The sequence below is a fragment of the Streptomyces sp. NRRL F-525 genome, from assembly GCF_000716605.1.
GTDB lineage: Bacteria > Actinomycetota > Actinomycetes > Streptomycetales > Streptomycetaceae > Streptomyces.
Map to the genome: position 1 here is coordinate 83,237 of NZ_JNXE01000050.1, position 24,988 is coordinate 108,224.

General features: G+C 70.1%; 20 protein-coding genes. 6 read left to right on the plus strand and 14 right to left on the minus strand.

What is annotated here, in order from left to right; all coding sequences use genetic code 11:
- Positions 1-145: 145 nt before the first annotated feature.
- Positions 146-1,531, minus strand: a complete 1,386-nt coding sequence (locus OO69_RS43635) for a hypothetical protein (RefSeq protein WP_033286540.1) — start codon at positions 1,529-1,531, stop codon at positions 146-148.
- A gap of 265 nt (positions 1,532-1,796) precedes the next feature.
- Here OO69_RS43635 and OO69_RS43640 point away from each other — a divergent pair, with 265 nt between their 5' ends.
- The 3 genes from OO69_RS43640 (at position 1,797) to OO69_RS43650 (ending at position 4,909) form a co-directional block, all read left to right on the plus strand.
- Entirely contained in the window at positions 1,797-2,450 is a 654-nt protein-coding gene (locus tag OO69_RS43640; RefSeq protein ID WP_033286568.1) for a bifunctional DNA primase/polymerase, read from the plus strand.
- Between the two features lie 84 nt (positions 2,451-2,534).
- Entirely contained in the window at positions 2,535-3,305 is a 771-nt protein-coding gene (locus tag OO69_RS43645; RefSeq protein ID WP_078652842.1) for an ABC transporter ATP-binding protein, read from the plus strand.
- Entirely contained in the window at positions 3,302-4,909 is a 1,608-nt protein-coding gene (locus OO69_RS43650) for a hypothetical protein (protein WP_033286542.1), read from the plus strand. Before OO69_RS43645 ends, OO69_RS43650 begins: the two co-directional genes overlap by 4 nt.
- A 114-nt stretch (positions 4,910-5,023) precedes the next feature.
- Here OO69_RS43650 and OO69_RS43655 read toward each other — a convergent pair whose 3' ends face one another.
- Together OO69_RS43655 and OO69_RS43660 are read right to left on the minus strand one after the other, a co-directional pair.
- On the minus strand, positions 5,024-5,881 hold the full coding sequence (locus OO69_RS43655) for an alpha/beta fold hydrolase (protein ID WP_033286543.1): 858 nt from the start codon (positions 5,879-5,881) through the stop codon (positions 5,024-5,026).
- 597 nt (positions 5,882-6,478) lie between these two features.
- Entirely contained in the window at positions 6,479-7,171 is a 693-nt protein-coding gene (locus OO69_RS43660) for a metal-dependent transcriptional regulator (protein WP_019057324.1), read from the minus strand.
- A gap of 260 nt (positions 7,172-7,431) precedes the next feature.
- On the opposite strand from OO69_RS43660, the gene OO69_RS43665 reads away from it, so the two are divergent.
- Entirely contained in the window at positions 7,432-8,187 is a 756-nt protein-coding gene (locus OO69_RS43665; protein WP_033286544.1) for an SIS domain-containing protein, read from the plus strand.
- A 55-nt stretch (positions 8,188-8,242) separates the two neighbouring features.
- Here OO69_RS43665 and OO69_RS43670 read toward each other — a convergent pair whose 3' ends face one another.
- Together OO69_RS43670 and OO69_RS43675 are read right to left on the minus strand one after the other, a co-directional pair.
- On the minus strand, positions 8,243-9,658 hold the full coding sequence (locus OO69_RS43670; protein ID WP_033286569.1) for a PAS domain-containing protein: 1,416 nt from the start codon (positions 9,656-9,658) through the stop codon (positions 8,243-8,245).
- A gap of 254 nt (positions 9,659-9,912) precedes the next feature.
- Positions 9,913-10,392 carry a GNAT family N-acetyltransferase gene (locus OO69_RS43675; protein WP_033286545.1) on the minus strand — a complete coding sequence of 160 codons (480 nt, stop codon included), beginning with the start codon at positions 10,390-10,392 and terminating at the stop codon, positions 9,913-9,915.
- Between the two features lie 288 nt (positions 10,393-10,680).
- Here OO69_RS43675 and iscB point away from each other — a divergent pair, with 288 nt between their 5' ends.
- Positions 10,681-12,339: an RNA-guided endonuclease IscB gene (gene iscB / locus OO69_RS43680; RefSeq protein ID WP_078652844.1), complete on the plus strand. Its 1,659-nt coding sequence runs from the start codon at positions 10,681-10,683 to the stop codon at positions 12,337-12,339.
- A 273-nt stretch (positions 12,340-12,612) separates the two neighbouring features.
- Here iscB and pdxH read toward each other — a convergent pair whose 3' ends face one another.
- The gene (pdxH, locus tag OO69_RS43685; protein WP_033286546.1) at positions 12,613-13,299 is read right to left on the minus strand and encodes a pyridoxamine 5'-phosphate oxidase; all 687 of its coding nucleotides are present in this window, start codon (positions 13,297-13,299) and stop codon (positions 12,613-12,615) included.
- Between the two features lie 172 nt (positions 13,300-13,471).
- Here pdxH and OO69_RS43690 point away from each other — a divergent pair, with 172 nt between their 5' ends.
- Entirely contained in the window at positions 13,472-14,584 is a 1,113-nt protein-coding gene (locus OO69_RS43690) for a citrate synthase 2 (protein WP_033286547.1), read from the plus strand.
- Between the two features lie 66 nt (positions 14,585-14,650).
- Here the strand turns inward: OO69_RS43690 and OO69_RS43695 are convergent, their stop codons facing one another.
- The 8 genes from OO69_RS43695 to OO69_RS43730 are packed head-to-tail and all read right to left on the minus strand — an operon-like array spanning position 14,651 to position 24,765.
- Positions 14,651-15,277 carry a TetR/AcrR family transcriptional regulator gene (locus tag OO69_RS43695; RefSeq protein WP_033286548.1) on the minus strand — a complete coding sequence of 209 codons (627 nt, stop codon included), beginning with the start codon at positions 15,275-15,277 and terminating at the stop codon, positions 14,651-14,653.
- Positions 15,265-15,999 (minus strand): enoyl-CoA hydratase family protein, encoded by a 735-nt coding sequence (locus tag OO69_RS43700; RefSeq protein ID WP_033286549.1) that lies wholly within the window; start codon positions 15,997-15,999, stop codon positions 15,265-15,267. Before OO69_RS43700 ends, OO69_RS43695 begins: the two co-directional genes overlap by 13 nt.
- The gene (locus OO69_RS43705) at positions 15,996-17,564 is read right to left on the minus strand and encodes a 4-coumarate--CoA ligase family protein (protein WP_033286550.1); all 1,569 of its coding nucleotides are present in this window, start codon (positions 17,562-17,564) and stop codon (positions 15,996-15,998) included. Before OO69_RS43705 ends, OO69_RS43700 begins: the two co-directional genes overlap by 4 nt.
- A gap of 35 nt (positions 17,565-17,599) precedes the next feature.
- On the minus strand, positions 17,600-18,730 hold the full coding sequence (locus OO69_RS43710; protein ID WP_033286551.1) for an acyl-CoA dehydrogenase family protein: 1,131 nt from the start codon (positions 18,728-18,730) through the stop codon (positions 17,600-17,602).
- A 44-nt stretch (positions 18,731-18,774) separates the two neighbouring features.
- On the minus strand, positions 18,775-20,628 hold the full coding sequence (locus OO69_RS43715; RefSeq protein WP_033286552.1) for an acetyl/propionyl/methylcrotonyl-CoA carboxylase subunit alpha: 1,854 nt from the start codon (positions 20,626-20,628) through the stop codon (positions 18,775-18,777).
- 26 nt (positions 20,629-20,654) lie between these two features.
- Complete coding sequence (locus OO69_RS43720; RefSeq protein ID WP_033286553.1) at positions 20,655-22,253, minus strand: acyl-CoA carboxylase subunit beta; 1,599 nt, start codon at positions 22,251-22,253, stop codon at positions 20,655-20,657.
- Entirely contained in the window at positions 22,250-23,959 is a 1,710-nt protein-coding gene (locus OO69_RS43725) for an acyclic terpene utilization AtuA family protein (protein WP_033286554.1), read from the minus strand. Before OO69_RS43725 ends, OO69_RS43720 begins: the two co-directional genes overlap by 4 nt.
- Complete coding sequence (locus OO69_RS43730) at positions 23,956-24,765, minus strand: TIGR03084 family metal-binding protein (RefSeq protein WP_033286555.1); 810 nt, start codon at positions 24,763-24,765, stop codon at positions 23,956-23,958. The genes OO69_RS43725 and OO69_RS43730 overlap by 4 nt, the downstream gene beginning before the upstream one ends.
- Positions 24,766-24,988: the final 223 nt, after the last annotated feature.

Here is a 24,988-nt window from a genome sequence, read left to right on the forward strand (position 1 = left end):
GCCACGCAGCACTGGACTGGACCTGCCCTCTTGTGACGCCGGTAACAGTCCCGGGCCCTCATCCGCTCCAAGTCCCGCTGTACGCCCTCCTTTCAGGGGTGGAGCCGTCGTTTTCCGAAGCAGGGAGGCCTGGTTCACCCCTCGTTCATGCGGCGGCCTGCAACTCCATCCGCGCCCCGAACTCCCTCACCACCGGCTCGTCCCGGTACGGCTCCAGGCGCTGCTGGAAGTCGTCCAGGTACTCGGCGCCCCGGTTGGACCGCAGCGAACCGAGCAACTCCACTGCTTTCAGGCCCGTGTTGCAGGCCTGCTCGATCTCGCGCTGCTGCACCTGCGCGCTCGCGAGGAGGACGTATCCGATGGCCCGGCGGCGCGCCCGCGACTCCGGGTGTCCGTCCAGGGACTCCTGCGCGGACCGGGCCGCCGCTTCCGCCTGCCCCAAGTCCCGGTGGCAGTGCGCCAGTTCGTCGGCGAGGTAGGCCTCGTCGAAGTGCGCGATCCACGCCGGGTCGTCCCCGGTCGACGGATCCGCCGCGTCCAGCGCGCTCACCGCGCGCCCCGACGCGAGCTGCGCCGACCGCGCGTCCCCCATCAGGGCGTGCCCGCGCGCCTCCGCCGCGTAGAACATCGCCTCGGCCCGGGGGGTCACGCGCCCACGCGCCCCCTCCTGCGCCGCCCGCGCCAACTGGGCGATCTCACGCGGGTTTCCGAGCTGCGCGGCGAGGTGACTCATGGAGGCCGCCAGCACATAGCCGCCGTATCCCCTGTCCCCCGCCGCCTGGGCGAGGCGCAGCGCCTGGATGTAATACCGCTGGGCCAGGCCGGGTTGACCGGTGTCGACGGCCATGTAGCCGGCGAGTTCCGTCAACCGGGCGACGGCGGCGAAGAGTTCACGCCCCACGGCCTCCCGGTACGACCCCGCGAGCAGTCCGGAGACGACGCTGTTGAGGTAGTGCACGACGACCGGGCGCACATGCCCGCTGCCGTACTGGTGGTCCAGGTCGCTCAGCGCCTGGGTCATCGCGCGGACCGCCGCCACGTCGGACGGGCCGACGCGCGGTCCCGCCGCGCGGGCGACCTGCGAGTCCGGCGAGGAGATCAGCCAGTCACGGCTCGGCTCCACCAGCGCGGACGCGGCGACCGACGAACCGGACAGGAAGTCCCGGCGCCCCACGTCACTGCGCCACAGCTCACACACCTGCTCGATGGCCCCGAGGACGGTCGGCGAGAACTGCAGGCCCACGCCCGACGCGAGGTTCTTGCCGTTGGCCATGCCGATCTCGTCGATCGTGACCGTACGGCCCAGCTTGCGGCCCAGTGCCTCGGCGATGATCGCCGGAGCCCGCCCGCGCGGCTGCTGTCCCCGCAGCCAACGGGCCACGGACGTCTTGTCGTAGCGCAGGTCGAGACCGTGCTCGGCGCCGCACATGTTGACCCGGCGGGCCAGCCCGGCGTTCGAGCACCCCGCCTCCTGGATGAGCGCCTGCAGCCGTTCGTTCGGCTGCCGCGCGACAAGTGGCCTTGCGGCCATGGCGTACCCCCTGGGAACAACCCCTGAAGCGAAAAGATCCGGCCGTGAAGATCAATGCCCAGCGAACATGGCGAAAATGCGAAGCATGCGAGGAATGCCGGGGTAAAAGCTGGTGCCCGCCCCACACGTGGCTACCCAACTCCCGCCGTCGTTCCTCCCGCGCGCCCCCGCACATGCCTCCATGCGCCCCAGTTGCGGAATCGATGCCCCTCCCCCGCGCGCGCTACGCCCGTAACTCCAGGTGGGTGCGGGAGTTGTGTTGGGCGTGGAAGAGACGATCGCGGGCACCGAAGCCGCTCAGATTCCGAAGCAGCGCGGGGAATCGCTGCTGGAGACAGCCGTACGCTACGCCGAGGAGCGCCACTGGGACGTCTTCCCCGGCACCTGGCTGGAAGCCGTCGACGGGGTGCAGCACTGCTCCTGCGGCGACCCCGCGTGCGCCGCACCCGGCGCACACCCGGCGCGTGAGGACTGGGCGACGCAGGCGACGGGCAGTGCGACGGTCGCGCGACGGATGTGGCAGAAGCAGCCGGCGTCTTCGATTCTGTTGCCCACGGGGCGGACGTTCGACGCGATTTCCGTCCCGGAGAGTTCGGGGTTTCTCGCGCTGGCCCGGATGGAGCGGATGGAACTGACGCTGGGGCCTGTGACGTTGACGCCTGCGCGGCGGATGGAGTTCTTCGTTCTTCCCGGGGCTTCGGTGAAGGTGCCGGATCTGGTGCGGCGGATCGGGTGGGCGCCTGCTTCTCTTGATCTGGTGGTGCTGGGCGAGGGTGCGTATGTGGCTGCGCCGCCTACGCGGTTCGGGTCTCGGGGGGCTGTGCAGTGGGCTTGTCGGCCTACCGCTGCGAATCGGTGGTTGCCGGATGCGGAGGAGTTGATCTCGCCGCTCGCCTATGCGTGTGGGAGGGATCGGTAGTCGCGCGAGTGCGGGTTCGGTGGGGGCTGGTCGCGCAGTTCCCCGCGCCCCTTGGGTGGGGCACCTGACCGTAGGCTGCAAGGCATGACGTCGGCTGTGAGTGTGCGTGGGCTCTGGAAGCGGTTTGGGCAGCAGGTTGCTGTTGCTGGGATCGATCTTGAGCTGCCCGCTGGGAAGTTCATCGGGCTGGTGGGGCCCAATGGGGCCGGGAAGACCACGACCCTCTCCATGGTGACCGGGTTGTTGCGGCCCGATCAGGGGAGTGTCTCGGTCGTCGGGCATGACGTGTGGGCGGATCCGGTGGCCGTGAAGGCGCGGATCGGGGTGTTGCCGGAAGGGCTTCGGCTCTTCGAGCGGCTGTCGGGGCGTGAACTCCTCGGGTACAGCGGGCGGTTGCGGGGGCTGCCCGGTGCCGAGGTCGACAAGCGGGCCACTCAACTCCTCGACGTGCTCGACCTGGCCGGGGCGCAGCACAAGCTCGTCGTCGACTACTCGACCGGTATGCGCAAGAAGATCGGGCTCGCCGCCGCTCTCCTCCACAACCCCGAAGTCCTGTTCCTGGACGAGCCGTTCGAGGGCGTCGACCCGGTCTCCGCGCAGACCATCCGGGGCGTCCTGGAGCGCTACACCGCCTCCGGCGCCACCGTCGTCTTCTCCTCCCACGTCATGGAACTCGTCGAGTCCCTCTGCGACTGGGTCGCCGTGATGGCCGCCGGCCGCATCCGCGCCCAGGGCACCCTCGCCGAGGTCCGCGGCGAATCCCCGACGCTCCAGCAGGCGTTCCTCGAACTCGTCGGCGCGGGCGCCCGCGACCACAGCTCCGACCTCGACTGGCTGGGCGGCGGCACCCGATGAGCGAGAACACCGCGACGGCCTCGATCACCCCCGTCGTCGTACGCCTGAAGCTGTCCCTGCTGCGGAACGGTCTACGGCAGTCCGGTGGCCGGCGGGCCGCGTACGTCGCGTCGGCGGTCGTGGCGCTGCTGATCGCCGCGCTCCAGCTGCTGGGGCTGATCGCGCTGCGCGGGGACACGCACGCGGTCTCCGTGGTCGTACTCCTCGTGGCGGTACTGGGGTTGGGCTGGGCGGTGATGCCGCTGTTCTTCCCGTCCGGCGACGAGACCCTCGACCCGACTCGCCTGGTGATGCTGCCCCTTCGGCCCCAGCCTTTGGTACGGGCCCTGCTGGCGGCCTCGTTGGTCGGCATCGGGCCGCTGTTCACGCTGGTGCTGCTGCTGGGGTCCGTGATCGCGGTGGCGCACGGCGCCGCCGCGTACGTCACTGCGGTCGTGGCGGTCGCCCTCGGGCTACTGATCTGCGTGGCCCTCGCGCGGGCGGTCGCCGCGGCCAACATCCGCCTGCTGACCAGCCGCAAGGGCCGGGACCTGGCGGTGCTGAGCGGGCTGGTGATCGCGGTCGGGGTGCAGCTGGTCAACTTCGGTGTGCAGCACCTGGGTTCGTCCGGGCTGTCCCAACTCGACCCGGCGGCCGAGGTGTTGCGCTGGGTGCCGCCCGCGTCGGCGGTCGGCGCGGTCGACTCGGTGAGCAGGGGTTCGTACGGCCTGGCGGCAGCTCAACTCGTGCTGTCCGCTTGCGCCTTGGGATCCCTGCTACTCCTCTGGTCACGCAGCCTGACCAAGCTGATGACGGCACCGGACGGCTCGACGCTCCAGTCCGCGGAACCGGCGGCGAAGGAGAAGGCGTCCACGGGCGGCCTGGCCCGCTTCCTCCCGTCCGGGCGCACGGGGACGGTCATGGAACGCAGCCTGCGGTATGTGTGGCGCGACCCCAAGACCAAGGCTGCGTGGGTGACTTCGCTGGCGATCGGGCTGATCGTGCCGGTGTTCAACGCGCTGCAGGGCACGGGCTCGGTGTACTTCGCGTGTTTCGCGGCCGGGATGCTCGGCATCCAGATGTACAACCAGTTCGGCCAGGACACCTCCGCGTTCTGGATGGTCGCGATGACGATCTCCACGACGAAGGACGCCTACGCCGAACTCCGGGCGCGTGCCCTGGCGTTGCTGGTGATCACCCTGCCGTACGCGACCCTGGTGACCGTCCTGACGACGGCACTGCTCGGCAACTGGTCCCGGCTCCCGGAGGTCCTCGGCCTCTCCTTCGCCCTCCTCGGCGCGATGCTCGCGACCGGCGCCTGGACCTCGGCCCGCTTCCCCTACTCCATCCCCCAGGGCACCCACAAGAACGTCGCCCCCGGCCAGGCCGGCCTCGCCTGGATCTCCATCTTCGGCGGCATGATCTCCGCGGCCCTCCTCTGCTCCCCCGTCATCACCCTCACCATCTGGGCAAACGTCAGCGCGGACGGGGATCAGTGGAGCTGGGTGCTGCTGCCGGCCGGGGCGGCGTACGGGGCAGCACTGACGTATGCGGGCCTACGCCTGGCAGCACCGGGAACGGCACGGCGCCTACCGGAGATCCTGGCGGCCGTGAGCAAAGGGTGACTCTTCAACTCAGGGTCGGGCGGTGCTTTTAGGGGCGCGGGGAACTGCGCGCCCAGCCCCAACGGCGCAGCACCCGCCACACAACAGAACCCCCCACCCCCCTAGGCGCCCAACTCACACCAGCACCCCATCAAGAAACGGCTCGATAGCCGCCCGCCAAGCCGACGGCTGGTCATAGTGCACAAGATGCCCGGCATCAGCGACCTCCGCATACTCCCCGCGAGGAAGCACCCTCACCATCTCCTGCGCCTCAGCCCGCCCCAACTCCCCATCCAGCCCCCGCACCACCAGCGCAGGACACTGCACCTGAGCCAGCTCCTCCCAGTGCGCGTCGTACACCCACGTCTCCCGGGACTTCAGCATCTGCTCAGGCTCGAACACCGGCCGCCACCCGTCGGCAGACTCGTGCATGACCTCGGCGTAGAACTCCCCCCGGGACGGATTCGGCCGCTCCACCCACGGATCGTCCTCCCCGAACCACTTACGGACATCCGCGAGCGTGGCGAAGGGCACGGGCCACGACTCGAACCAGTCGGCCCACTCCCGCTGCGAGGCCGCCCCCAGCGCGGACGCCCGCATGTCGCAGATGATCAACCCCCGCACCAGATCAGGCCGTTTCGCCGCCAGCTGCCACGCCGTGAGCGCACCCATCGCATGGCCGATGAGGACGACCGGGGCAAGCCCCAGCTGCTCCAGCGCCGCCTCCGCGTCCTCGACGTAGGCCTCGCGGGTGAAGGCCGCCTGCGGCGGCTTGTCGCTCTGGCCGTGGCCGCGCTGGTCGAGTGCGACGGCACGGTGCCGCTCGGAGAGCCAACGGGCGGTGGACGCCCAGTGCGAGGCACGGCCCATCAGGCCGTGCAGTAACAGAACTCCGGGTGCCCGCTCGATCTCCCCCGCCTTGGGCGGGTCCGCGAACTCCCACGCGGCCAGGCGTACGCCGCCTGCTCCGGTCACGTCGATGCGCCGCGCCATTGGTCCTGGCACCCCCCTAGCTCCGCACGGACCGCTCGCTCCCGCTTCGAGCCCACCGGTCCTGTGAACCACGCTCTGCCGCCTGTGCCGTTTCTTCTTGCTTCCGTCTCTTCTCTCGCTCGTCTCTTCCTACAGCTCATGCCCCGCGGGTTTCATCACCCACAGGTTATCGAATACAGATTCGAAAATGCTGTCCTCGGCCGCAACACCCCTCGTTCGAGTGACCCGGCCCGGGGAATGATCGCCGCTGCCGAGGGGAGACCTTCAGCGGGAGGCGGACCGCTCGGGGAAACCGGTCCGGAGGGGATGACCTTGAGAGCTCGGGGCTCCGGGTCAGCACAGGGGAGGACAGGCCCCGGCGCCGTGCGGCGCCGGGGCCCTCTCCACGTCTGCGGCACATCCTCCCGCCCCCCTCACGGTCATATGCCTTACGCGACAGCCTGGCACGCGCAGCGCCCGAGCGCTGCGATTCAGCGCACTGAATCTCGGAAGAGCCGAGTCCACCGAAGGCCCCGCCGGGACGCCACAACTACCCCTCGCGCCCCACGAGTTGAACGACCCGCAGCTCAGCGCCGGGCCCGCCCCCTGACCGCCGGCTCAGCGCTTGGCCACGAACACGTGCGAGGCGATCTCCGACTCCAGCTCGGCCGCCTCCCCGCCGCTGCCCACCAGCACCCCGCCCGCCGACTCCGTCACGCTCACCACCGAGCCGGGCTGCACGCCCGCGCGCCGCAGCGTGTACATCAGCTGGGCGTCCGTCTGGATGGGCTCGCCGATCCGGCGTACGACGACGGTCTTGCCGTCGACACCCGGGTCGAGGTCGGCCAGCGACACCATGCCCTCGTCCAGGAACGGGTCGGCCCCGTCCTTCTCGCCCAGCTCCTCAAGGCCGGGGATGGGATTGCCGTACGGCGACTCCGTGGGGTGGCGCAGCAGCTCCAGGACGCGGCGCTCCACGGCCTCGCTCATCACGTGCTCCCAGCGGCAGGCCTCGGCGTGCACCTGCTCCCACTCCAGGCCGATCACGTCGACGAGCAGACACTCGGCGAGCCGGTGCTTGCGCATCACGCGCGTGGCGAGCCGACGGCCCTCGTCGGTCAGCTCCAGGTGGCGGTCGCTCGCCACGGCCACCAGGCCGTCGCGCTCCATGCGCGCCACCGTCTGGCTCACCGTGGGCCCGCTCTGGTCGAGCCGCTCGGCGATGCGGGCGCGCATGGGGACCACACCTTCCTCCTCCAGCTCGAGGATGGTGCGGAGATACATCTCCGTGGTGTCGATCAGTCCGGACATACGTGCCCCTCGATTACCTCTGCCCGAAGCTCGACGGCTCCGCGGCGCGTGCGCTGGCCCTGGACTCAATTCTGACGCATACCACTGACAACCGTGCCGCGCCGCTGAAACCAGCCGGTTACGGCGACCTGTGAGCCCCTGTGCGGCGGCCCGCCACCCGGGTTCCACGGCCTTGCCCGCCGTATTGACAGCGCACTGGTCCAGACCGCACGGTGATCCGCGACACAGCCGCATGGCAACCGTACCGAAGGGGCTTCCGCATGAGCGACCGTACGCCGGCCGGCCAGTTCTTCGACGCCGCGATCACCCTCCTCCAGCGGGTCCGCGACGAAGAGGCCGACTCCGTCCAGGCGGCCGGCACGCTCCTCGCGGACACCGTCGCCGACGGCGGGCGCCTCTTCGCCTTCGGTGCCGGGCACTCCTCCCTCGCGGCCCAGGACGTCGTCTACCGCGCGGGCGGGCTCGCCCTGATGAACCTGCTCACCGTGCCCGGAGTCGTCGGCGTCGACGTCATGCCGGCCACGCTGGGCTCCGCCCTGGAGCGCGTCGACGGCCTCGCGAGCGTCGTCCTGGAGACGTCACCGCTGCGCTCCGGGGACGCCCTGGTGATCATCTCGCTGTCCGGGCGCAACGCGCTCCCCGTGGAGATGGCCATGAAGGCCCGTTCCCTGGGTGTCCGGGTCATCGGCGTGACGTCGGTGGCGTACGCCTCGGAGACGACGTCACGGCACGTCTCGGGGACGTATCTGAAGGACCACTGCGATGTCGTCCTCGACTCGAAGATCGCGATCGGCGACGCGGAACTCACCCTCGACACCATCCCGGCCCCCTTCGCCCCCGCCTCCACGGTCGTCACCTCCGCGCTCCTCCAGGCGGTCATGGCGACGGCGGCGGCGACCCTGGCCGACCGGGGCATCGAGCCGCCCCTGCTGCGCTCGGGGAACGTGGACGGCGGCCACGCGTGGAACGGCCGGGTGTTCGAGGAGTACCGGGACCGGATCTTCTACCAGTACTGAGCCACTAGGGGGCAGCCGCTCACTACTGGGTGATGGCTCACTACTGGGTGATGGCTCACTTCCCGCCCGCGGCCTCCGCGAGATCCAGGGCGGCCGCGATCCGTACGGCGACGTCCTCGGCGTAGATCGAGTCGGACCGTTCGAACTGGCTGCGCCCGGCGCCCCGCAGGAACGTCACGACACCCAGGGTCCGCCCCCGGCTGCGCAGGACCGCGCACAGGGCGTGCACGGCGTCCGTGGGCCACTGCCGGACCCGGGCCCACTCGCGGGCCTGTTCGGGCGGGACGGTGCCGATGCTGGCCCGCACGGAGCCGACGCGTTCGACGCACTGGAGGGCGGGATGCCCCTCTCCGTAGCGCACGGGCAGCCCGGCGGCGCCGGAGAGGAGACTCGGCCCCGGTGCACCCGTGGGCGTAGCGGCGACCCGGATGAGTCGTACGGCCGTAGCACGCACCCCGTCACCATCGTTCAACGATCCGCCCGCGACCCGGTCGATGAGGGCGTGGTCGGCGAAGCCGGCGAGGGCGAAGTCGAGGTGGACGGTCGCGGCGTCGCGCGGGTCCTCGCACTCGGCGGCGGCGCGGGCCGCGCGGTGCAGCTGCTGGGCCCGGAAGCGCAGCAGCGAGGCCTCCTGCTCCAGTTGCTTGGCCTCGGTGACGTCCTGGAAGAGCCAGCCGACGCCGAGCGGCACCGGTTCCTCGGTGAGCGGCGAGGCCAGCCGCAGGAAGCCACTGCGCCAGCAGCGCCGTAGATTGCCCTCCGGCGTCCGGACGCTCACCCAGATCTCCGCGGGCGCCGGCGGCGCACCCTCGGCGAGCACGTGCGTGAGCGCGGCCTCCAGCTCCTCGACCCCCTGGGCGAGCAGTTCGCCGAGAGGCCGCCCGAGCACGGAGGTGCGCCCGGTACCGAGTGCCCGCGCGGCATGGGAATTGACGACGGCGGGCCGCAGATCGGCATCGACGAGCACAACGCCCCAGGAGGCGTCCTCGAACAACGCCTCACTCAGGGCGATCGACCGCTCGAGGTCGATCTGGGCGTGCACCTCACTGAAGGCGCAGTAGATCCCGGCGGGCTTGCCATCAGGCCCGCGCACGGCGGCGGACTGGGTCCGCACGAGCACGCGCCCCCCGTCCTTCGTAAGGAGGGCGAACTCGTTGACCTGCCGCCCGGGCGCCTGCATGGCGGACATGAGCCGCCCCTCGACCTCCTCGGCGTCCGCACTCCGTACGGCCCACCCGGCCAGCCCCTGCCGTCCCACGGCCTCGGCGGCGGTCCAGCCGAGGATGCGCTCGGCCTCGCGGTTCCAGTGGGTCAGCACGCCGTCGGCGTCGAAGGCACAGAGCGCCGCGTCCATCCCGTCGAGCAACGCGGCCAACAGGTCGGATCCGCCGACACCTTCGGGCCCACCGTCCCGCTCGGGCTCGTCGGGACCCAACTCATCGGTGGTCCCACTACGCCGGGAAGCACTCACCTGGACCCCCTGCAGGCTGCGTCCGCGGACACGACGCGTCGGTTCACTCACTCCCCCTCATTCAACTCGAACGTGACGCAGCACACACCGGGTTCCCGCAAGATTGAGGGAATCGTTGTACGGCACCGGCTCACCCCGCTCTCGACGAACGCCTGACAACTCATCGCGCCGCACGCGACGTTGACTGGAACCTGACCACGGGGTTCCCCTTCCAAACAATCTGGATCACGGTGACGGACCGTCCCCCACCCACGTCACGGGAGACGGCGGAGCGTGATCCACACGTCGGTCTCGCCGTCCAGCACATAGCGCTCGGTCTCGACGAAACCCCGGGCCTCGGCGAACCGCACCCCGTCCGTGTTGGCGGCCAGGACGACGGTCTCGATCGCGCCGGCGCCGAGCGCACGCGCGCGCGTGAGGCCGTTTTCGTAGAGCGCGGCTCCGTAGCCGCGCCGCCGGAACCCGGGCAGCACGCGCGCGATGACGGTCACCACCGCGTCCTCGCCCTCCGGGGGCCGCACGGTGGAGCAGCCCACGAGCACGTCCCCCAGGTACGCGTTCTCCAGCCGGTTCCGACCGCTCCGCTCGCGGACCTCGTCCAGGGACATCGCGGCGGGCGGCACGATGAGGTTGTGGACGTGCTGCCAGTCTTTGAGGGCGCTCTCCGCAGCTGGGTCCACCAGTTCGATACGAAGGTCCGTCACCGCTCCCCGCTCCACACGCTGTTCTGTCATGGCAGGACGCTAGGCGAGCAGACCGGCCCCCGTGTGTGAATAACCGTGCGTGAATAACAGCTAGATCGGCTACGCGTTCGACGAATTCGGCCTGTTCGCACGAACGGGCGACTTCTGTTGGATCAAGCCCCGAGAGCAGATCCCGGTCTCTAGTGTCGGCCGCACACTTCGGAAAGGAGGCCACTCGCTCCCCGGAGAACGTCGACCGGAGTCCGCGCCGCCCCGGCGGACGGACGCAGAGTGGCCGGCCCCGGTCATCGCGATCGCAGAGATCAGGGAGGTACCCCGATGACTACGTTTCCCGTGGGCGAGCAGACCCACCAGGCCGTGCTTCCTCAGCGGCCCGCTCTGGAATCCGTGGGCGCAGACACCCCTGGGAGCAGGGACGAAACGGCTCACGGACTCCCCGCCACCGCGCGGGACACCGGCGGGGAACATGGGCGAGGGGAGACCGGCGGACGCGGTACCGGTGCCCGTCGGCGTCACGCCAAGAGCGCTGCCACGGCGGCGGAGGCGGCAGAGAACCGGAGCGGTGACGCTCCCGAACACCACCGGTCGTACACGGGCGGGGTCGGCGCGAGCAGGGTCTTCGTGCTCGCCAGGGACGGACGGCCTCTCATGCCCTGCCATCCGGCCCGCGCCCGCGAACTCCTGGGAAGGGGGCGGGCCGTGGTCGCCCGGCAGGTGCCCTTCACCATCCGGCTGAAGGACCGCGCGCTCGCCGGCTCGGAGGTCGGCGGAGTGCAGTTGCGCATCGACCCCGGCTCGAAAGGCACCGGCCTCGTCATCACCGACGAGAAGAAGGAGGAACGTCGGAAGGGCTCCACCGTCATCGTCAGACGCGGGCTGATCGCGGTCGAACTTCAGCATCGCGGCGACCAGATCCACCTGTGCATGCGGCAGCGCGCCGGTTACCGGCGCAGGCGCCGCTCGGCCAACTGCCGCTACCGGGCGCCTCGTTCACACAACCGGCCACGTCCCGCAGGATGGCTACCGCCCTCCCTGCGTCACCGGGTCGAGACCGTTCTCTCCCTCGCGACGCGCCTGTGCCGCTACGCCCCCGTCAGTGAAGTCCACGTCGAACGCGCCGCGTTCGACACCCATTCCATGAGTGCGGGAAGGCCTCTGTCCGAAGCCGACTACGGGCAGGGCCCACTCGCCGGAGCCACCGCCCGCACCCACCTCCGCGCCAAGTGGAACAACGCCTGCGCCTACTGCGACGTGAGTGGCGTGCCTCTGAACATCGAGCACCTCAGACCCCGCAGCCGCGGAGGGTCAGACCGCGTCTCGAACCTCGTCCTCGCCTGCGTCCCCTGCAACGAGGCCAAGGGCAGCACCCCGGTGGAGGCCTTCCTCGCCGACCGGCCCGACCGCCTCGCGAGAATCCTCGGACAGACCAAGGCGCCGCTCCACGACGCCGCCGCCATGAACGCGACCCGTTGGCAGCTCACGGAGGCCCTGGGCACCCTCGGCAGGCCCGTGCACGCCTGGTCGGGCAGGCGCACGAAAGGCAACCGCAGCGCCATGGGCCTGGCCAAGACACACACCCTGGACGCGTTGTCCGTCGGACGCCTGAACCACGAACGCGGCGACGCGATCGTGCGGTACCCGGAGCGGGTGCTCGTCGCCAGGGCCACCGGGCGCGGTTCCTACGCCCGCACGACTCCGGACCGGTTCGGCTTCCCCCGGCTGCGCCGTGCCCGTACCAAGCAGCACTTCGGGTACGTCACCGGGGATCTCGTGCGGGCCACGATGCCCTCGGGCAAGTGGGCGGGCACGTGGACCGGCCGTATCTCGGTCCGGGCCAGAGGCCAGCACAGTCTGGCGACGCCGAGGGGCCGCGTGAACGTCTCTCACCGCAATCTGCGGCTCCTCCAGCGGGGCGACGGATACGGATACGGCGATCGTCCGGAACCGGCCCCGTCAACATCCCGAAAAAGCGGTTGATCCGTCGCGGACCGGTTCCTAGTGTGTGGTGCACACGAGAAAGGAGGTGGTTCGGCAGATGTATGAATACCGGACGCGTGAGGTGACTGCGGGCTAGCGGCCCGTCGCCACACCCAGTGCGGTGCCGGACCAGCGCGTGAGACATGCGTGCAGCCGGCCCAATCTCCAGCAGTCACCCGACCCGCGAGCTCGCCGGTACGTCCGGCCGGCTCCCCCGCCGCGAGGCGGAGGGACCTGAGCTCGCGGGTCGCTGCGTTTTCCCGGGCCCCTGGGTCAGGGGCTCAGGCGGTCCAGGTGCCAGGTGCCGTCCGGCTGGGCGGTGTAGCGGAGGCGGTCGTGGAGGCGGTTTTCCCGGCCCTGCCAGAACTCGACCGTCTGGGGGGCGATGCGGAAGCCGCCCCAGTGCGGGGGGACCGGGACCTGTTCGCCTTCGGGGTAGCGGGCCGCCAACTCCTCGTACGACGACTCCAGTTCGGCCCGTGAGGGGATCACCGTGGACTGGGTGCTGGCCCAGGCGCCGAGTTGGGAGCCGTGCGGGCGGGTGCGGAAGTACGCGGCGGTCTCGTCGCGGCCGGTGCGGCGGGCGGTGCCGGTGACCAGGACCTGGCGGGCCATCGGGTGCCAGGGGAAGAGCAGCGAGACGTAGGGGTTGGCGCCGAGTTCGCGGGACTTGCGGGAGCCGTAGTTCGTGTAGAAGACGAAGCCCTGGTCGTCGTAGTGCTTCAGGAGGACCGTGCGGGAGCTGGGGCGGCCGTCGGCGTCGGCCGTGGAGACGACCATGGCGTTCGGCTCGTAGACGAGCTCCTGGACGACCGCCTCCTCGAACCAGCGGCCGAACTGTGCCATGGGGGTGGGGGCCAGGTTCGTCTCGTCGAGGCCCTCGACGCGGTACTGCTTGCGCATGGCGGCCGGGTCGAGGCGGGGATCACGGTCGGCGGCAGTGGAATCGCGGTCGGTCACGCGGTCATCCTGCCGTACGGCGTCGGGAGGGCGGGGGCGGTCTCCCGTTCCGGTGGCACTCAGTGCCGTACACCCTCCCCTTGTGTGGCACTCGGCGTTATGGTGCTGATGTCTCTACCTTCGGCCCGCGAGTCCCCCGCGACCGTGGAGCCACAGCATGAGGAGCCGCCTGATGTCCGACCTCGACCCCGGCTTTGTACCTGGTCTCGAAGGAGTCGTCGCGTTCGAGACGGAGATCGCCGAACCGGACAAGGAGGGCGGCGCCCTGCGGTACCGGGGCGTCGACATCGAGGATCTGGTCGGTCACGTCTCGTTCGGCAACGTGTGGGGGCTGCTCGTCGACGGCGCGTTCGACCCCGGGCTGCCGGCCGCCGAGCCGTTCCCGATCCCGGTTCACTCCGGGGACATCCGCGTCGACGTGCAGTCCGCGCTGGCCATGCTCGCGCCCGTGTGGGGGCTGAAGCCGCTCCTCGACACCGACGAGGAGCAGGCGCGGGACGATCTCGCGCGCGCGGCCGTGATGGCTCTGTCGTACGTCGCTCAGTCCGCGCGCGGGCAGGGGAACGCGATGGTGCCGCAGCGTGAGATCGACAAGGCGCAGTCGGTTGTCGAGCGGTTCATGATTCGGTGGCGGGGGGAGCCGGATCCGAAGCATGTGGCTGCGGTTGATGCGTACTGGACTTCCGCCGCGGAGCATGGGATGAACGCGTCCACCTTTACGGCTCGGGTTATCGCCTCTACCGGTGCCGATGTTGCCGCCGCGCTTTCCGGGGCCGTGGGTGCCATGTCCGGGCCTCTGCATGGTGGGGCGCCGTCCCGTGTGCTCGGGATGATCGAGGAGATCGAGCGGACGGGGGACGCGGAGGCGTATGTCCGGCAGGCGCTCGACAAGGGTGAGCGGTTGATGGGGTTCGGGCATCGGGTTTATCGGGCTGAGGATCCTCGGGCTCGGGTGTTGCGGCGTACCGCGCGGGAGTTGGGGGCGCCTCGGTTCGAGATCGCCGAGGCGTTGGAGAAGGCTGCGCTTGCCGAGTTGCATGCGCGGCGGCCGGATCGGGTGCTCGCGACCAACGTCGAGTTCTGGGCGGCGATCGTGTTGGACTTCGCTGAGGTGCCGGCGCACATGTTCACGTCTATGTTCACGTGTGCGCGTACGGCTGGGTGGTCGGCGCACATTCTTGAGCAGAAGCGGACGGGGAGGCTTGTGCGGCCGTCTGCGCGGTATGTGGGGCCGGAGTCTCGTGGGCCTGAGTCGATCGTCGGGTACTCGGATATCGCCCACTGAGGAGGGGGCTGGGGTGCGTGGGCGAGTGCGGGCCGGATGTGGCTGGTCGCGCAGTTCCCCGCGCCCCTAGGTGGGTTCCCCCAGGGTGTGTTCCAGGAGTGCCGTCCATTGGGCTACCACCCTCTCCCGCCTTGCCCTGTCGTCCGTGAGCAGGTTGGCGAGGCCCAAGCCCCTTGCCATGTCCAGGAGGCCCTGGACTGATTCTCGTACCCCCTGTTGGGACTCGTCCGCGGACAGCAACTCCACCGCGATACGGTGCGTCTCTCGGCCCACCTTTGCCTCCAACTCCGTTACCCGGGGGCGGAGTTGGGCCTCGTTCGACGCGGCTACCCAGAGGTGCAGGGCCGCGCGGAACAGCGGGCCCGTGTAGAGGTCGACCAGGGCCTCGATCACTGCGCGGCGGTCTGCGGCGCCTTCCGGGAACAGGGCCCGGAGAGCCGTCGAGCGTTCCTCCGCCACATACTCGACCGCCGCCGTGAAGAGGTCCTCGCGGGTGGGGAAGTGGTGTTGGGCGGCGCCTCGGGAGACGCCGGCTCGTTCGGCTACGACGGAGACCGTGGAGCCTGCCCAGCCGTGTTCGGCGAGGCAGGAGACGGCGGCTTCCAGGAGGCGTTGGCGGGTGGCCCGGCTGCGGTCCTGCTTGGGTCTGCGGTCGACCGCGCCCGGCGCCGTCGTCGCGCTCACACCACCCATGCGGGATCCCGTCGTTCGAGGAATGCTGTCATCCCCTCGCGGGCCTGCGCGGAGCCGAACAGCCGGGCCGAGAGCGCGGTCAGGTCGGCCGCGTCCCGGTCGAAGGTCTCCAGCACCCTAGCCGTGAGCAGCCGTTTCGTCTCGGCCAGGGCCTCGGGAGCGGACCGGCGGAGGCCGTCGAGGATCGGTGTCAGTGCCTCGTCTACGTCCTCTGCCGCCGCCGTGAGCAGGCCCGTACGGGTCGCTTCCGTCGCGTCGAAGCGCTCGCCGGTGAGGTAGTAGCGGGCCAGGGCTCGCGGGTCCGTGCGGGGCAGGAGGGGGAGGGAGATCACCGCCGGGGCGACCCCGATGCGTACCTCCGTGAACGCGAACGTGGCGGACGCGGAACCGATGGTGATGTCGCATGCCGCCAGCAGACCCAGGCCGCCCGCCCGTACGTGGCCCGTCACTCTCGCGACCACCGGTTTGGGGAGTTCCACGATCTGGCGGAGTACGGCCACCAGGGACTCCGGCGGGGGCGGGTCCCGTAGGTCCGCGCCCGCGCAGAACGTGTTGCCGGTGTGGGTGAGGACGATCGCGCGTACGTCGGTGTCCTTCGCCGAGTCCGTCAGCGCTTCCGCCAACTCCCTTACCAGGGACGCCGACAGGGCGTTCCTCGTGTCCGGTGAGTCCAGGCTCAGGGTCTCGATGCCACGCGTGCGGGTACGGCCGATCAGGGTCATGCCCGGCCTCGCAGTTCGCGGCGGAGGATCTTGCCGGAGGCGGCTCGGGGGACGGCGTCGATGAAGGTGACGACGCGGACGCGTTTGTACGGGGCGACGCGTTCGGCGACGTACATCAGGACCTCGCTCTCGGAGAGGTCGGGGGCGGACTGCTGGCGGACCACGTACGCGTGCGGAACCTCGTTGTTGTCGTCGTTGTACTCGCCGACGACCGCCGCGTCCGCGATGCCGGGGTGGGTGAGCAGGAGGGCCTCCAGTTCGGCGGGGGCCACCTGGAAGCCCTTGTACTTGATGAGTTCCTTCACGCGGTCCACGACGAACGTCCAGCCGGCGTCGTCCACGTAGCCGACGTCCCCGGTGCGCAGCCAGCCGTCCTGGTCGATCATCGCGGCGGTGTCGTCGGGGCGGCCGAGGTAGCCCTTCATCACCTGGGGGCCGCGGATGAGGAGTTCGCCCGCCTCGCCGATGCCGAGGTCTTTGTCCGGGTCGTCGAGGGAGACGACCCGCATCTCGGTGCCGGCGATGAGTTTGCCGACGGTTCCGGGGGGTGCGGTGGGCATGTCCCTTACGGGGACCACGTGGGTGCCCGGGGAGAGTTCCGTCATGCCGTACGCCTGGCCCACGGGCGGGAGGCCCAGGCGGTGGGAGCAGGCGGCGGCGAGGTTCGCGTCGAGGGGGGCGGCCGCGCTGATGATGTATTTGAGGGACGAGAGGTCGTACTGGGCGACCGCGGGGTGCTTGGCGAGGGCCAGGACTATGGGCGGGGCCACGTACAGGCCGGTTATGCGGTGGTTCTCGATGGCCGCGAGGAAGGTCTCCAGGTCGAAGCGGGGCAGGACCACGACCGCCGCGCCCTTCCTCAACGGGGCGTTCATCAGGGCCGTGAGGCCGTAGATGTGGAAGAAGGGGAGGACGGCGAGGATGCGGTCGCCGGGGCCGGTGGGGACCGCGGGCTCCAACTGGGCCAGGTTTGTTGCTATTTGACGGTGTGTGAGCATGACGCCCTTGGGGGTGCCCGTCGTGCCCGAGGAGTACGGGAGCGCTGCTACGTCCGTCACCGGGTCGATGTCGACCGTCGGCTCGGGGGCCGTGGAGCCGAGCATGTCGGCGAGGGAGCGGTGGCCGGGCGCGCTGTCGCAGACGAATATCTCCTCTACGCCGCCCGCGAGTTCGGCGGCACGGCGTGCCGTGTCGACGAGGGGGGACAGGGTGACGATCCAGCGGGCCTCGGAGTCGCGGAGCTGTTTGGCGAACTCCTCGGGCGTGGCGAGCGGGTGCACCGTCGTGACGGAGGCGCCCGCGCGCGTGGCGGCGTAGAACGCCAGGGGAAACGCGACCGTGTTGGGGCTGTGCAGGGCGAGGACGTCCCCCTTGCGCACGCCCGCGTCCGGGAGGCCGGCCGCGATCCGCCGGTGGAACGCGTCGAGTTGGGTGTACGTGAGGGTGGTGCCGTCCGTGCCGTCGACCAGCGCGGGTTCGTCACCGAACTCGGCCGCCCGGGCCAACACCGCGTCGTGGATGGGGAGTTCTACGGCCGGGACGTCTGCGTACTCGCTGCGGAACATGGTTCCTCCTGGCCCGGACTGGCGCGGGCTTCTGTTCAGTACGACTTGGGCAGGCCCAGGGTCTGGTGGGAGACGTAGTTGAGAATCATCTCCCGGCTCACCGGAGCAATACGAGCCACGCGCGCGGCAGTTATCAACGAGGCGAGCCCGAATTCCCGCGTGAGGCCGTTGCCGCCGAGGGTGTGCACGGACTGGTCCACGGCCCGTACGCAGGCCTCGCCGGCCGCGTACTTGGCCATGTTGGCGGCCTCGCCCGCACCTGCGTCGTCACCGGTGTCGTACAGGTGCGCCGCCTTCTGCATCATCAGGCGGGCCAGTTCGAGGTCGATGTGGGCCTGGGCGAGGGGGTGGGCGATCGCCTGGTGGGCGCCGATGGGGGCGTCCCATACGGTGCGGTCGCGGGCGTACTCGATGGCCCTTGCGAGGGCGTAGCGGCCCATGCCGATCGCGAAGGCCGCGGTCATGATGCGTTCGGGGTTGAGGCCGGCGAAGAGTTGGAGCAGGCCTGCGTCTTCGTCTCCGACCAGGGCGTCCGCCGGGAGTCGTACGTCGTCCAGGGTCAGCTCGAACTGCTTCTCCGACGCCTGGAGTTCCATGTCTATCTGGCGGCGGGTGAAGCCCTGTGCGTCTCGCGGGACTATGAACAGGCAGGGCTTCAGGCGGCCGGTTCGGGAGTCTTCTGTGCGGCCGACTATGAGGGTCGCGTCTGCCAGGTCCACGCCGGAGATGAAGACCTTGCGGCCGGTTAGGAGCCAGTCCGTGCCGTCTCTGCGGGCTGTGGTGGTGATGCGGTGGCTGTTGGAACCCGCGTCTGGTTCTGTGATGCCGAAGGCCATGGTTCGGGTGCCGTCTGACAGTGCGGGGAGCCAGGTTTGTTTTTGGGGTTCTGTGCCGAAGCGGGCGATTACTGTGCCGCAGATTGCTGGTGACACGACCATCATCAGGAGGGGGCATCCTGCTGCTCCCAACTCCTCCAGGACGATGGAGAGCTCGGAGATGCCGCCGCCTCCGCCTCCGTATTCTTCGGGGAGGTTGACGCCCAAGTAGCCGAGTTTGGCTGCCTCGGACCAGAGTTGCTCCCTGTCGTAGGTGCGGCCGTGGCGTTTGCCCAGGGCGGAGACGGCTGAACGTAGGGACCTGTGTTCCTCGGTTTCGGTCATGGGCATGTGGCTCCTTCGTCGTGGCTGGTCGCGCAGTTCCCCGCGCCCCTTTAGGTGGGCTCAACTACCGCCAATAGGGCGCCGACCTGTACCTGGTGGCCCAAACCGGCATGGAGGACCGTGAGTTGGCCCGTTGCCGGGGCTGTGATCTTGTGTTCCATCTTCATTGCCTCTAGCCACAACAGGGGCTCGCCCGCTGTTACTTGGGCTCCTACGGTCAGGCCCTCCGCCACCCTCACCACCGTGCCCGGCATGGGGGCGAGGAGGGAGCCGGGGGCCAGTTGGGCGGCGGGGTCGGGGAAGCGGGGTAGGGCTGTCAGGGTGGTCGCGTTCACGTACAGCTGGCCGCCGTCGCCGTAGCGCGCCACCTCGAACTTCCGCCGTACTCCGTCCACTTCGAGTACGACCAGACCGGCGTCCGCGTGGATGACGCGCACCCCGTCCGCCGTCAGGCCGTCCCGGGTGTGGCGGTAGTGGACCTCGTGCTCCTCGCCCGCCATGGTGTAGCGCTTCAGCTGGGGCTGGGACGGTACGTTGCGCCAGCCGGGTGCGAAGCGGGAGCGGCCGTGGGTGTCCGCCAGGGCCGCCGCGAGGGGGGCGTGCGGGTCGGGGGCCTGTTGGGTGAGTTCCGGGAGGTGGCGGTCGTAGAAGCCCGTGTCCATGTGGGCCGTCGTGAACTCCTTGTGGCGTAGGGAGTTGACGAGGAGGGCGCGGTTGGTGATCGGGCCGTGGAGCGTTGTCCGTTCCAGGGCGCCCGCCAGTTTGCGGAGGGCCTCGGCGCGGGTGGGGGCGTGGGCCACGACCTTGGCGAGCATCGGGTCGTAGTGGACGCCGATCTCGTCGCCGTCGGTGTAACCCGTGTCCAGGCGGACGCCGTTCGGGACGGCCAGGCGGTGCAGGGTGCCGGCCTGGGGGGTCCAGTCCCGGGACGGGTCTTCGGCGTAGAGGCGGGCCTCTATCGCGTGGCCGCGCGCGGTCGGGGGGGCGGTTTCGAGGGGCTCGCCCTCCGCGATCCTCAGCTGGAGGGCCACCAGGTCGATGCCGAACACGGCCTCCGTCAGCGGGTGTTCGACCTGGAGGCGGGTGTTCATCTCCAGGAAGTGGGCCTTGTTGTCGGGGGAGATGAGGAACTCGACGGTTCCGGCGCCCTCGTAATTCACCGCGCGGGCTGCCCGTACGGCCAACTCGCCTAGTTCCTCCGCCAGTTGATCAGGCAGGCCCGGTGCCGGGGACTCCTCCATCACCTTCTGGTGGCGGCGTTGGAGGGAGCAGTCGCGGGTGCCGAGGGACCAGACCGTGCCGTGGGTGTCGGCGAGGATCTGGACCTCTACATGTCGGCCGCCCTCGACGTAGGGCTCGACGAAGACCTCGCCGTCGCCGAAGGCGCTCGTCGCCTCGGCTCGGGCGGCCGTCAACTCGGCTTCCAGGTCCGCGAGTTGGCGTACGACGCGCATGCCGCGTCCGCCGCCGCCCGCTGCCGCCTTCACCAGGACCGGGAGGTCGTTCTCGGTGACGTGTTCCAGGGGGGCGATGCCCATCAGGTGCTTGGCGCGGGTCTTGGAAGCCATGGCCTCGATCGCCTCGGGTGGGGGGCCGATCCAGAGCAGGCCGGCGGCCTGGACGGCGCGGGCGAAGTCGGCGTTCTCGGAGAGGAAGCCGTAGCCGGGGTGGACGGCGTCCGCGCCCGCCGCGACGGCCGCCTTCACGATCAACTCCCCGCGCAGATAGGTCTCCTGGGGTGTCGCCCCCGGCAGCCGTACCGTCGTGTCGGCCAGGCGGACGTGGAGCGCGTGCTCGTCGGCGTCCGAGTGGACGGCGACCGTCCGGATGCCCAGTTCGCGGCACGTGCGGAAGACGCGGCAGGCGATCTCGCCCCGGTTGGCGACCAGTACTGTCGAAATCACGTGATCCCTCACATCAGTCATCGCCGTCACATCCGGAAGACGCCGAAGCCGCCGCGCGCGCCCTCGTAGGGCGCGGTGTGGATGGCGGACAGGCACAGGCCGAGGACGGTGCGGGTGTCGCGCGGGTCGATGACCCCGTCGTCGTACAGCCGCCCCGACAGGAACATCGGCAGGGACTCGGACTCGATCTGCTGCTCCACCATGGCGCGCAGCGCCGCGTCCGCGTCCTCGTCGTAGGGCTGCCCCTTCGCTACGGCCGACTGCCGGGCGACGATCGAGAGCACGCCGGCGAGTTGCTGGGGGCCCATGACGGCGGACTTGGCGCTGGGCCAGGCGAAGAGGAAGCGGGGGTCGTAGGCGCGGCCGCACATGCCGTAGTGGCCGGCGCCGTACGAGGCGCCCATGAGGACGGAGAGGTGCGGTACGCGGCTGTTGCTGACGGCGTTGATCATCATCGCGCCGTGTTTGATGATGCCGCCCTGTTCGTACTCCTTGCCGACCATGTAGCCGGTGGTGTTGTGCAGGAAGAGCAGCGGGATGTCGCGCTGGTTGGCCAACTGGATGAACTGGGCTGCCTTTTGGGACTCCTGGCTGAAGAGGACGCCTTGGGCGTTCGCCAGGATGCCGACGGGATAGCCGTGGAGGGCCGCCCAACCCGTCACCAGGCTTGTGCCGTAGAGGGGCTTGAACTCGTCGAAGTCGGAGGCGTCGACGAGGCGGGCGACGACCTCGCGCGGGTCGAAGGGGGTTTTGAGGTCCCCGGGGACGATGCCCAGCAGCTCGTCCTCGTCGTATTTGGGGGGTGCGGCCGGGGCCGGATCGCCGTACGCCTTGCGGTGGTTGAGGCGGGCGACGACGCGGCGGGCCTGCCGCAACGCGTCCTGCTCGTCTACGGCGAAGTGGTCCGCGAGGCCCGAGACACGGGCGTGCATCTCGGCGCCGCCGAGGGACTCGTCGTCGCTCTCCTCGCCGGTGGCCATCTTCACGAGAGGCGGCCCGCCGAGGAACACTTTCGCGCGCTCCTTGACCATGATCACGTGGTCGGACATGCCGGGGATGTACGCGCCGCCGGCGGTCGAGTTGCCGAAGACGACGGCGATCGTCGGGATGCCGGCGGCCGAGAGGCGGGTGAGGTCGCGGAAGATGGCGCCGCCGGGGATGAAGATCTCCTTTTGGGAGGGGAGATCGGCGCCTCCGGACTCGACGAGGCTGATGCAGGGGAGGCGGTTGGCGAGGGCGATGTCGTTGGCGCGCAGGGCCTTCTTCACGCTCCACGGGTTGCTGGCTCCGCCGCGCACGGTCGGGTCGTTGGCGGTGATCAGGCACTCCACGCCTTCCACGACCCCGATGCCGGTGACGAGTGAGGCGCCGACCGCGTAGTCGCTGCCCCAGGCGGCGAGCGGGGAGAGTTCGAGGAAGGGGGTGTCGGGGTCGAGAAGCAGCTCGATGCGCTCACGGGCGAGCAACTTGCCGCGTTTGCGGTGTCGTTCGACGTACTTCGGCCCGCCACCGGCGAGCGCCTTCGCGTGCTCGGCGTCGAGTTCGCCGAGCTTGGCGAGCATGGCCTCGCGGTTGGCGGTGTAGTCGGGACCGTTGGTGTCCAGGGCGGTCGGGAGGACGGTCACAGGAGGACCTCCGGTATGTCCAGACGACGGGAACGCAGCCATTCGCCCAGGGCCTTGGCCTGCGGATCGAAACGATGCTGGGCGGCGACGCCCTCGCCGAGAATCCCCTCGACGACGAAGTTGAGGGCGCGGAGGTTGGGCAGGACGTGCCGGGTGACGCCCAACTCGGCGGTCTCCGGCAGGAGTTGCCTGAACTGCTCGACGGTCAGCGCATGGGCGAGCCAGCGCCACGCCTCATCCGTACGCGCCCACACCCCCACGTTGGCGTTCCCTCCTTTGTCACCGCTACGGGCCCCGGCGACCAGACCAAGGGGCGCCCGCGTCGTGGGACCGTCCGGCGGAGACTCGGGGAGGGCCGGCTGCGGAAGGTCTTCCAGTACGCGGGTGTCGTGGGCCGGGGCCACAGCAACCCGGCGCCCGTCGTGGAGGACGGCCACATGGTCGACGTCACCATGGGGGACATACACATCATCGAAGACGCCATAGGGCGCTCCTTTTCCAGGTGGGGTCAGCACATGGAAGCCGGGGTAACTGGCCAGTGCGAGCTCGACGGCGGCAGCGCTCAACGCCCGCCCGACGGTCTCCTGGTCGGGATCCCGCACGACGAGTCGCAGCAGTGCGCTGGCGGTCTCCTCGGTGGAGGCGTCCGCGTGGTCGGTACGGGCGAGATCCCAACGGAGTTCACTCGGCCGGGACTTGGCGTTCCCCTCGTCGAACGCGGCCTCCATCTGCTCCCGGACGAGGGTGGCCTTGCGCTCGATGTCGAGTCCGGTGAGCACGAAGGTGACCTCGTTGCGGAAGCCTCCCAGCCGGTTGAGCCCGACCTTGAGACTCGGCGGCGGGGCCTCCCCCCGCACCCCCTCGATCCGAACCCGGTCCTCTCCTTCATCCCCGATCCGGATGGTGTCGAGGCGGGCGGTGACATCGGGACCGGCGTACCGGGCGCCGTGTGTCTCGTAGAGGAGCTGCGCGGTGACGGTACCGAGGTCCACCACTCCCCCCGTGCCGGGGTGTTTGGTGATGACGCAGGACCCGTCCTCATGAATCTCGGCGAGCGGAAACCCGGGCCTGCGGAGCTTCTCGGGCGCGTGCTCGGTGAAGAAGGCGTAGTTGCCACCGGTCGCCTGGGTCCCGCACTCCAACACATGCCCGGCGACCACGGCCCCCGCGAGCCGGTCGTGGTCGTCGGCCCCCCACCCGAAGTGAGCGACCGCGGGCCCAGTAACTAGTGCGGCATCGGTAACCCGCCCGGTGACCACGACATCGGCCCCCGCATCAAGACAGGCGGCGATCCCGAAGCCACCGAGATACGCGTTCGCGGCAAGGGCGTCCGGATACCGCCCGGCGAGATCGTCCCCCTCGACATGCGCGACCCGTACGACGATCCCGAGCCGATCGGCCAACTTCCTTACGGCATCGGCGAGTCCGGCGGGATTCAGCCCCCCGGCGTTGGTGACGATCCGCACCCCGCGCTCCTGGGCGAGCCCGAGACACTCCTCCAACTGCTTGAGGAAGGTACGGGCGTACCCGGCGCCGGGGTCCTTCAGCCGGTCCCGTCCCAGGATGAGCATGGTCAGCTCGGCGAGGTAGTCACCGGTGAGGACGTCGAGTTGGCCGCCGGTGAGCATCTCTCGGAGGGCGTCGAACCGGTCGCCGTAGAAGCCGGAGGCGTTGCCTATGCGGAGGGGGGCGACGGTGGAGGTCACTGTCCGCCTCCTTCCTTCGGCTTCGGCGGGCGTCCGGCGCCGGGTGGTCCCGCGAAGGCCTGGGCGATGTCGAGCCATCGATCGGCCTCGGGTCCTACCGCCTCCACCGCGAGGTCGGAACGGTGGGCGCGCTGGGTGACGAGGAGACAGAAGTCGAGGGCGGGGCCGGTGACGCGTTGCGGGGCGTCTTCGGGGCCGTAGACCCACAACTCGCCCTCGCCGGAGGGGGCGTGGAGTTCGATACGGAACTCCTCGCTCGGCGGGGTGAGTCCATGCGCACCGAAGGCGAAGTCACGTGCGCGCACACCGATGCGCACCACGTGCCTGAGCCGATCGGTAGGTGGCCGGACCACACCGACCGCGTCAGCGACATCCTGCCCGTGGGCCCAGGTCTCCATAAGCCGGCCGGTGGCCATGGAGGCGGCCGACATGGGTGGGCCATACCAGGGGAAGCGGGTTCCTGTGGGTGCGGCGTACAGGGCTGCCAGCAGGGCCGTCCGCCCGGCCCGCCAGTCGGCGAGGAGCTGAGCGGGGGTTTTCGCGGCCCCCTCCTGCGCACCCTCGTCCACGAATGTCTCGGGAGTGGCGAGGGCCTTCTCGACCAGCACCCGGAACGCTTCCTCGTCCGTCACGGCGAGCAGGGCGGAGTGGTCGGTCCAGGCCAGGTGGGCGATCTGGTGGGCGACGGTCCAGCGGGCAGCGGGGGTCTCGAACGCCCAGCCCTCCGGCCTCAACTCGGCCACGAGCCGGTCGAGTTCCTCGCTCTCCTCACGCAGGTCGTCGAACACGCGCGTCGGATCGGACATGGGGGGAGCATGGCAGGGGTGTTAGAAACAATCAAGCGTGCTTGCATTATTTAAGTGCGGGTGGGCTGGATGGGGTGGGTTGGGGCGAGGGGGTGCTGTGGGCCGGAGTTGTGGTGTGGCCGTTGGGCCGCCCGCTTCTTGTCAGTGTCGGGATTGCGGGAGCCGAGTAAAGGGCGCTCCGCTGCGCTACGCGTCGCCTTCGGCGATTCCGCTGCGCTCCACC

Coding starts and splice junctions, on each gene's coding strand:
- OO69_RS43700 (WP_033286549.1), bottom strand. CDS start 15,999: ATGACCCTGATCGGCCGTACCCGCACGCGTGGCATCGAGACCCTGAGC.
- OO69_RS43695 (WP_033286548.1), bottom strand. CDS start 15,277: ATGGGTGGTGTGAGCGCGACGACGGCGCCGGGCGCGGTCGACCGCAGA.
- OO69_RS43650 (WP_033286542.1), top strand. CDS start 3,302: ATGAGCGAGAACACCGCGACGGCCTCGATCACCCCCGTCGTCGTACGC.
- iscB (WP_078652844.1), top strand. CDS start 10,681: ATGACTACGTTTCCCGTGGGCGAGCAGACCCACCAGGCCGTGCTTCCT.
- OO69_RS43635 (WP_033286540.1), bottom strand. CDS start 1,531: ATGGCCGCAAGGCCACTTGTCGCGCGGCAGCCGAACGAACGGCTGCAG.
- OO69_RS43660 (WP_019057324.1), bottom strand. CDS start 7,171: ATGTCCGGACTGATCGACACCACGGAGATGTATCTCCGCACCATCCTC.
- OO69_RS43730 (WP_033286555.1), bottom strand. CDS start 24,765: ATGTCCGATCCGACGCGCGTGTTCGACGACCTGCGTGAGGAGAGCGAG.
- OO69_RS43690 (WP_033286547.1), top strand. CDS start 13,472: ATGTCCGACCTCGACCCCGGCTTTGTACCTGGTCTCGAAGGAGTCGTC.
- OO69_RS43705 (WP_033286550.1), bottom strand. CDS start 17,564: ATGTTCCGCAGCGAGTACGCAGACGTCCCGGCCGTAGAACTCCCCATC.
- OO69_RS43675 (WP_033286545.1), bottom strand. CDS start 10,392: ATGACAGAACAGCGTGTGGAGCGGGGAGCGGTGACGGACCTTCGTATC.
- OO69_RS43665 (WP_033286544.1), top strand. CDS start 7,432: ATGAGCGACCGTACGCCGGCCGGCCAGTTCTTCGACGCCGCGATCACC.
- OO69_RS43645 (WP_078652842.1), top strand. CDS start 2,535: ATGACGTCGGCTGTGAGTGTGCGTGGGCTCTGGAAGCGGTTTGGGCAG.
- OO69_RS43655 (WP_033286543.1), bottom strand. CDS start 5,881: ATGGCGCGGCGCATCGACGTGACCGGAGCAGGCGGCGTACGCCTGGCC.
- OO69_RS43710 (WP_033286551.1), bottom strand. CDS start 18,730: ATGCCCATGACCGAAACCGAGGAACACAGGTCCCTACGTTCAGCCGTC.